This window comes from Oceanibaculum pacificum (genome assembly GCF_001618175.1).
In the GTDB taxonomy this organism is placed as follows: domain Bacteria; phylum Pseudomonadota; class Alphaproteobacteria; order Oceanibaculales; family Oceanibaculaceae; genus Oceanibaculum; species Oceanibaculum pacificum.
The window spans coordinates 54,871-62,171 of sequence record NZ_LPXN01000160.1 but is presented as its reverse complement, the minus strand read 5'-3'; the positions used below and the strand labels follow the sequence as shown (position 1 = coordinate 62,171).

Annotated in this window: 8 protein-coding genes; 7 read left to right on the top strand and 1 reads right to left on the bottom strand. The window is 67.2% G+C overall.

Annotation, left to right across the window (positions count from 1 at the left end; translation table 11 throughout):
• A partial coding sequence (locus tag AUP43_RS19325; RefSeq protein WP_407668485.1) for a hypothetical protein occupies window positions 1–283 on the top strand: 283 nt, incomplete at its 5' end.
• 268 nt (window positions 284–551) lie between these two features.
• Here the strand turns inward: AUP43_RS19325 and AUP43_RS17005 are convergent.
• Window positions 552–1,466: a LysR family transcriptional regulator gene (locus tag AUP43_RS17005; RefSeq protein ID WP_067559889.1), complete on the bottom strand. Its 915-nt coding sequence runs from the start codon at window positions 1,464–1,466 to the stop codon at window positions 552–554.
• A gap of 123 nt (window positions 1,467–1,589) precedes the next feature.
• Here AUP43_RS17005 and AUP43_RS17000 point away from each other — a divergent pair, with 123 nt between their 5' ends.
• The 6 genes from AUP43_RS17000 (at window position 1,590) to AUP43_RS16975 (ending at window position 7,301) form a co-directional block, all read left to right on the top strand.
• Window positions 1,590–2,264 (top strand): RraA family protein, encoded by a 675-nt coding sequence (locus AUP43_RS17000; protein WP_067559887.1) that lies wholly within the window; start codon window positions 1,590–1,592, stop codon window positions 2,262–2,264.
• Window positions 2,265–2,349: 85 nt separating this feature from the next.
• Entirely contained in the window at window positions 2,350–3,333 is a 984-nt protein-coding gene (locus tag AUP43_RS16995; protein WP_067559885.1) for a Bug family tripartite tricarboxylate transporter substrate binding protein, read from the top strand.
• Window positions 3,330–3,803, top strand: a complete 474-nt coding sequence (locus AUP43_RS16990) for a tripartite tricarboxylate transporter TctB family protein (RefSeq protein ID WP_067559883.1) — start codon at window positions 3,330–3,332, stop codon at window positions 3,801–3,803. The genes AUP43_RS16995 and AUP43_RS16990 overlap by 4 nt, the downstream gene beginning before the upstream one ends.
• Before the next feature lie 9 nt (window positions 3,804–3,812).
• Window positions 3,813–5,321 carry a tripartite tricarboxylate transporter permease gene (locus AUP43_RS16985; protein WP_067559881.1) on the top strand — a complete coding sequence of 503 codons (1,509 nt, stop codon included), beginning with the start codon at window positions 3,813–3,815 and terminating at the stop codon, window positions 5,319–5,321.
• 10 nt (window positions 5,322–5,331) lie between these two features.
• A complete protein-coding gene (locus tag AUP43_RS16980; RefSeq protein WP_067559879.1) occupies window positions 5,332–6,225 on the top strand; it encodes an NAD(P)-dependent oxidoreductase in 894 nt (297 codons plus the stop codon).
• Complete coding sequence (locus tag AUP43_RS16975) at window positions 6,222–7,301, top strand: Ldh family oxidoreductase (RefSeq protein ID WP_067559877.1); 1,080 nt, start codon at window positions 6,222–6,224, stop codon at window positions 7,299–7,301. Before AUP43_RS16980 ends, AUP43_RS16975 begins: the two co-directional genes overlap by 4 nt.

Below are 7,301 nucleotides of genomic sequence, written 5' to 3'. Positions count from 1 at the left end.
CGACGACACGCTGAGCGGCGGCGAGGGGGCGGACCTGTTCGTGCTGCGCGGCTTCGACGGCAATTTCGCCGACGCGATCCTGACCGCCACGGTGACCGACTTCGAGCAGGGAACCGACCTGCTGGCGGTGGAGAATGCCAGCCTGGCGGAGCTGGAGGCGGCGATCGCCAGCCAGACCGCCACCGAGGCCGGCGTCATCATCCAGGTCGCCGGGGCCAGCCTCACCTTCCTCGGCGTCGCCAGCCTCACGGCCGCCGATATCGACCAGGCGTTCTACGGGTAAGGCGCGCCCGCAAGCGACGCTGAAGAAACGCCGGGCCTCACGCCCGGCGTTTGCTTTTGAAGCTTGCCCACTCCCGGTGGTTTCACGCCCCGTAACCAAGTAAAACCCAGTAAGGTCAAATGCTTGCCGGGTTAGGTGCGCCCGGGGCTTGGCTCAACACGGCGGCGGGTAAGTAGGGGTAAGAGATTCTTCAGGTGCATCGCCATCGCCGGCGCTGACCCGTTCGGGATCGACCATCCTGGGACGCCCATCCGGCCGCGCCGTATTGCTATATGGCGGCGGCCCCAGGCTTTGCCGGGAACATGTCGGCCACCATAGCCCGGAAGGAATGGACAGTCGGCGTCTCGTCCAGGCTGCGCCAGGCCAGCGCCACCTGGACCGGCGGCGGCGTTTCGCGGATTGGCAAGAAGCGGATGCCCGGCATGTGCAGGTTGCGCGCCACCTCCGGGACGATGGAGATGCCCATGCCGGCGCGCACCAGCCCCAGCACGGTGTGAATCTGGTTGGCGTATTGCTCCACCTGCGGCACGAAGCCCGCCGCCTCGCACATGGAGATGATGCGGGAATGGAACAGCGGGCTCTTGCGCTGTTCGAACAGCACGAAAGTTTCCGCCGCCATATCGGCCAGCGAGGCGTCCGCATTGCCCTTGCCCGCCAGCGGATGTGTCTCCGGCGCGACGATCAGGAAATCCTCGTCGCGGAACGGCATCACCGACAGATGCGGATCGCCGACCGGCGGCCGCAATATGCCGACATCGATGACATTCTCCCGGAGCGCGCGGAATTGCTCGAAGATCGTCATTTCGTGCAGCACCAGCTCAACATCCGGGAAGCTGGCGTGATACTGGCCGAGGATCGCCGGGGTCACGCTGTAGGTCGAGGAATGGATGAAGCCGACGGATAGCCGCCCGGCATGGCCGGCATGGGCGCGACGCACATCGCCGGTCGCCTTCGCCAGTTCGTCCAGTAGTCGCGTGGCCCGTTCCAGATAGAGCCGCCCCGCCGCCGTCAGCCGCACCCGGCGCTGGGTGCGTTCCAGCAGCAGGACGCCAAGCTCCTGCTCCAATTGCTGAATCTGCCGGCTGAGCGCCGGCTGGGCGATGTTCAACCGTTCCGCCGCGCGGCCGAAATGCAGCATTTCGGCGACCGCGACGAAATAGCGGAGATGGCGGGTTTCGATCATTTCACCGATACCTTTTTAGCATCATTTCCTTATCAATAATATATTAGACGTTTTGGACCTGGCTGCAATAATTCCCGGCAACAGTCGAAAAGGGCGGTGCAACCGCCACGAAAGGGAGGATCAATGCCTGTCGGATTCCGCATCGTGCGCGGCCATGTCCGCGCGGAACGCAGCCTCGTCGAGGCCTTCGCCGAAATCCCCGCCGCCATCGTCAGCGACAATATGAACCGCATGTATGGCGGCGGCGCCAATCTGCGCCCGCTGCACAAGGGCGGCGTGCTGGCCGGCACGGCGCTGACCGTGCGCTGCCGCCCGGGCGATAATCTCATGGTCCACAAGGCCGCCGATGTGGCGGAGCCGGGCGACGTGATCGTCGTCGATGCCGGCGGCGACCTGACCAACGCCATCATCGGCGAGCTGATCGTGCGCCATGCCCGTTCGCGCGGCGTGGTCGGCCTCGTGGTGAATGGCGCCGCGCGCGACATGGACGCGCTGGCCGCCGACACCTTCCCGGTCTATGCCGCCGGCGTCACCCATCGCGGCCCCTATAAGGACGGTCCGGGCGAGATCAACGTGCCGATCGATATCGGCGGCATGACCGTGAATCCCGGCGATATCATGCTGGGCGACGCGGACGGCGTGCTGGCCATCCCGCGCATCGGCGCCGAAACCATCCTGGAAGCGGCCCGGGCCCAGCAGGCCAAGGAGGCCGACATATTGAAGGCCATCGAGACCGGTTCCTGGGACCGGCGCTGGGTGGACGAGACCCTGAAGGCCAAGGGCTTCACGGAGGAATAAGGCGGTAAGCGACCGCCATACAGCCGGAAACGAAACCGATAATGACAAGCCGACCGGCCGGCGCACCTCAAAGGGAGGATAAATCATGCGGACCATGAAACTCGGATTCCCCAAATTCGGTATAGTGGGGGCCGCCGTCGCGGCCACCCTCGCGCTGGGCGCTGCGCCCGCCGACGCGGCCTGGGAGCCGAAGCGCCCGATCCAGATCGTCGTCGGCTTCGCGCCGGGCGGCGGCACCGACCAGACCGCGCGGCTGATCGCCTCGGCGGCCCAGGAATTCTTCCCCGTGCCGCTGGTGGTGGTGAACCGGCCGGGCGCATCCGGCACGCTGGCGGCGGAGATCGTCGCCAATGCCGATCCGGACGGCCACACGCTGCTGGTCGCCGGCGGTTCCGAGAGCACCTCGGTGCCGAACCACATGAAGACCAATTATCAGCTTTCCCAGTTCCGTGGCGTGATCCGGGTGAACCGCGAGCATATGGTCATCGTCACCAAGGCCGGCAGCGGGCTGGACAGCATCGATGCGGTGGTGAAGCGGGCGAAGGAGAAGCCCGGCTCGCTGTCCTACGGCTCGTCCGGGCCGGCCGGCATCCTGCATTCCGCCTTTCTGGTGTTTGAGAAGGAAGCCGGCATCCAGATGAAGCATGTGCCCTATCAGGGCGGCGCGCCGGCCTTGGCGGCGGTGCTGGGCGGCCATATCGATATGGCCATAATCACGCCGGGCGACGCCCAGGCGCAGGTTGCCGCCGGCAAGGTGCACGCCATCGCCACCACCTCCGACCGGGCGGCGCAGATTCCCGACGTGCCGTCGCTGACCGATGCCGGCTATGACGTGAATATCGAGAATATGAAGGGCCTGGTTGCGCCCGCGGAAACGCCGGACGAAGCCGTCGCCTATATGCACGAGCGCTTCGAGAAGGCGATGCAGAGCGAGGGTTTCAAGACGCTGGCCGCGAAATCGAAGATCGAGCCCGGCTATCTGAGCGGCCAGGATTTCGAGGATGCGATGAAGCGCATGTCGGATTCCATCGCCGCCGCCATGAGCGGTGAGCAGAAAGCCGCGCAATGACCGGAGGCCGCGCCATCGGTCTTGCCTGCACCGTCGCGTCGATCCTCTTCCTCGCCATCCTGGTGCCGGGGATTGACGCGAACCGGTTCACCGGCGGGGGCATGCAGTTCTATTCGGTCGGCCCGACGGCGCTGCCTTACTTCGCCGGCGGGCTGATGCTGCTGTTCAGCGTGCTGACGCTGATCACCTCAGGCCAGGAACGCCCGAAGCCGGCGGAATCCGGCGTGGCGTCGGCAAGCTTGTGGCGGCCGGTCGTGTTCATCCTCCTGGCGGCGGCGCTGTCGGGCGGCATGCTGATCGCGGGCTTCCTGATCGCCGCCATCCTGTTCCTGCTGGCAGTGTTCTGGATCTACGGCGCCGCTTCGAAGCCGCTGGCGCTGGGCCTTGGCGTGGCGGTCCCGCTGGGGGTCGACCTGGTGCTGCGCAAGCTGTTCTACATCCCGCTTCCCGTCGCCCCCTTTCTGTCGTGAGCCGCTAGCATGGAAGCCTTTCTGACGGCCCTGGCGGGGATGGGCGAGCCGGCGACGCTGCTGACCCTGTTGCTGTCCGTCGCCATCGGCCTGGTGATCGGCGCGATCCCCGGCCTGACGGTGAACATCGCCGTGGCGCTGGCGGTGCCGCTGGCGATCTTCATGCCGACGTCGCAGGCGCTGGTGATGCTGATCGGCCTGTATGGCGCGGGCATCTTCGGCGGGTCGATATCGGCCATCCTGCTGAATGCGCCGGGCACGCCAGCCTCCGCGGCCACCGTGTTCGACGGCTTCCCGATGGCGCAGCGCGGCGAGGCGACAAAGGCCCTGCGCATCTCGCTGGTCGCTTCCGTGTTCGGCTCGATCTTCTCGATCCTGCTGTTGATCCTGCTGGCCCCGCAGCTGGCGGATTTCGCGCTGCGCTTCGGGCCGGTGGAGATTGCCGCTTTGCTGTTTTTCACCTTCACCATCATCGGCGTGCTGTCCGGCGATTCGATGGTGAAGGGTCTGCTGTCGGCCTCCATCGGCATGGTGCTGGCGACGGTCGGCAGCGACCCGATGCTGGGCACGCCGCGCTTCACCTTCGGCCTGACCTCGCTGCTGGACGGGCTGACCTATGTGCCGCTGCTGGTCGGGCTGTTCGCCCTGGCCGAGATTATCGACGAGGTGACCAAGGGGTTCCCACGCAGTAAGCAGCGCTTCGATCTGGACCAGGAGGACAGGGCGCGCAACCGCATCAGCCTGCCGGAGTGGCGCAGCCTGCTGCTGCCGATGACGCGGGCCTCGGGCATCGGCTCCTTCATCGGTATCCTGCCGGGCATCGGGGCCACCATCGCCTCCTTCATGGCCTATGCCGACATCAAGCGCTCGGCCCGCAACCCGGAGGCTTTCGGCAAGGGCGACATACGCGGCGTCGCGGCCTCGGAAAGCTCGAACAACGCCGTGGTCGGCGCGACCTTCATCCCCACCCTGGCGCTGGGCATTCCCGGCGATGCGGTGACGGCGATCCTGCTGGGCGCGCTGGTGATCCAGGGGGTGACGCCCGGCCCGCTGATCTTCGTGAACGCGCCGGAGGTGGTTTACACCATCTATATCGTGCTGTTCGCCTCCACCGTGCTGATGGGCGTCATCGGCTATTTCGCGATCCGGCCGCTGGCGCTGACCCTGCGCATCCCGAAAATCTACCTGATGCCCTGCGTCGCGCTGATGTGCGTCGCCGGCTCCTATGTGGCGCGCAACAACATCCTGGATCTGTTCGTGATGCTGGGTGCGGGCGTGCTGGGCTTCATCTTCAACCGCACCGGCGTGCCGGTGGCGCCGCTGCTGATCACCTTCATCATCACCCGGCCCTTCGAGGAGGCGGTGCGCCAGGCGCTGACCCAGTCCGAAGGCTCGATGGCGGTGTTTTTCACCAATCCCATCTCGGGCGGGCTGATCCTGTTCGCCATCGGGCTGATGGGCTTTACCTTGAGGTCCGAGAGGCGGCGCCGTAGCACCGCTCGATCCGCACCGCAGTAAGGATATTTCAATGGCTGAAAAAATTGGTTTCATCGGCTTGGGCGTGATGGGAAACGGTATGGCCCGCAACCTGCTCAAGGCCGGCTTCGATCTCACCGTCTGGACCCGCGACCCGGCGAAGGTGGCGGCGTTCCGCGAGCTGGGCGCGTCCGTCGCCGAGACCCCCAAGGCGCTGGCGGCGGCCTGCCCGCTGGTGATTTCCTGCGTGCCCGACGCGAGCGCGATCCGCGCCGTCGCATTCGGCGCGGACGGGCTGGTGGCCGAGGGTTGGCCGGGCGGGCTGCTGGTCGATTGCTCGACCATTGCACCGTTCGAGGCGCAGGACATCGCCGCCGGCCTGGCCGAGGCGGGGGCCGCGTTTCTCGACGCGCCGATCAGCGGCGGCAAGAAGGGGGCGGACGAGGGCACGCTGACCATCATGATCGGCGGCGAGGCGGCCCTCGTGGCGCGCGCCCGGCCGGCCTTCGAGGCGATGGGCAAGAACATCCACCATGTCGGCCCGTCCGGTGCGGGACAGGCGCTGAAGGCCTGCAACCAGCTGATGGTGGCGATCAATCTGATGGGCGTGTGCGAGGCGGTCGGCGTCGCCCGCGCCGCCGGCATCGACCCGAAGCTGATGCGCGAGGTGCTGTCCACCGGCACCGGGCGCAGCGGCGTGCTGGAGGGCCACGGCCTGCGCTATCTGGAAGGCACGCTGCAGGGCGGCTTCCGCGCCGCGCTGATGAAGAAGGATCTGGGCATCGCCACTGCCGTCGGGGCGCATTACGGCGTCTACCAGCCGGCGACCGGGCTGGCGCATCAGCTGATGACCGGTCTGTGCAATGCCGGCCACGCCAATCTCGACAATGCGGCGCTGGGCTTGCTTTACGACATGCTGAACGGCGGGCGGGAGAGCGCCTCGTGAATCACGCGGCCGCCAGTAGGGGCTTTCCGGTCATTGCGCTGCGCGACCACGCCGCCCGTCTGTTCGAGGCTGGCGGCGTGCCCCCCGCCGATGCCGCGATCATCGCCGAGGTGCTGGTGCATGCCGACCTGCGCGGCCATGGCTCGCACGGCGTGACGCGCATTCCGATCTATCTGGAACGCATCCTGAAGGGGGCGGCCAAGGCGAGGCCGAATATCCGCATCGAGCGCAAGGCCCCCGCCCTGCTGTGGGTCGATGGCGATAACGGCCCCGGCCCCGTGGTCAGCCTGAAGGCGGTGGACGCCGCCATCGGCGTGGCGAAGGAACAGGGCGTCTGCGCCGCCGTGGTCGCGCACAGCAACCATAATGGCGCGGGCTCTTTCTATGCCGAGCGCGCGGCGGCGGCGGGCTGCCTGCTGCTGGGCATGACCAACGCTCCACCCTCCATGGCGGTGCATGGCGGCCGGCAGGCGGTGATCGGCACCAACCCGATCACCTTCGGCTCGTTGCCGGCGGGCGATGTGCCGGTGCTGGCCGACATGGCGACCTCCGTTGTCGCGCGCGGCAAGATCGTCGAGGGGGCGAAGCGCGGCGAGAGCATCCCGGCAGGCTGGGCGCTGGATGCCGAGGGCCGGCCCACCACCGATGCCCGCGCGGCGGAAAAGGGCGTCGTGCTGCCGCTGTCCGGCGCCAAGGGCTCGGCGCTGGCGGTGATGGTGGAAATCCTGGTCGGCGTGCTGTCCGGCGGTCGCTTCGCCGGCTCGCTCGGCAATCTCTATTCCGATTTCGAGACGCCGCAGGATATCGGCCATTTCTTCCTGCTGCTGGATGTGGCGAAGCTGATGCCCGCCGTCGACTATCGGGCCCGCCTGTCCGCTCTGGTGGCGGAGCTGAAGGCGAGCGCCTGCGCCGATGGGTTCAGTGAAATCCTGATGCCGGGCGAGATCGAGGCGCGCCGCGCCGCCGACCTGGCGGCCAGCGGAATCGTGCTGCCGGACAATGTGATCCACGATATCGACGAGGCGGCAAGAAGCGTCGGCATGCCCGGCTTGCTGGAGCAGCCAGGACATCGCTGA

What these genes read in the sequence shown, in the direction of transcription:
- AUP43_RS17005 (WP_067559889.1), bottom strand. Translation starts at nt 1,466, where the DNA reads ATGATCGAAACCCGCCATCTCCGCTATTTCGTCGCGGTCGCCGAAATG.
- AUP43_RS16990 (WP_067559883.1), top strand. Translation starts at nt 3,330, where the DNA reads ATGACCGGAGGCCGCGCCATCGGTCTTGCCTGCACCGTCGCGTCGATC.
- AUP43_RS16980 (WP_067559879.1), top strand. Translation starts at nt 5,332, where the DNA reads ATGGCTGAAAAAATTGGTTTCATCGGCTTGGGCGTGATGGGAAACGGT.
- AUP43_RS16985 (WP_067559881.1), top strand. Translation starts at nt 3,813, where the DNA reads ATGGAAGCCTTTCTGACGGCCCTGGCGGGGATGGGCGAGCCGGCGACG.
- AUP43_RS17000 (WP_067559887.1), top strand. Translation starts at nt 1,590, where the DNA reads ATGCCTGTCGGATTCCGCATCGTGCGCGGCCATGTCCGCGCGGAACGC.
- AUP43_RS16995 (WP_067559885.1), top strand. Translation starts at nt 2,350, where the DNA reads ATGCGGACCATGAAACTCGGATTCCCCAAATTCGGTATAGTGGGGGCC.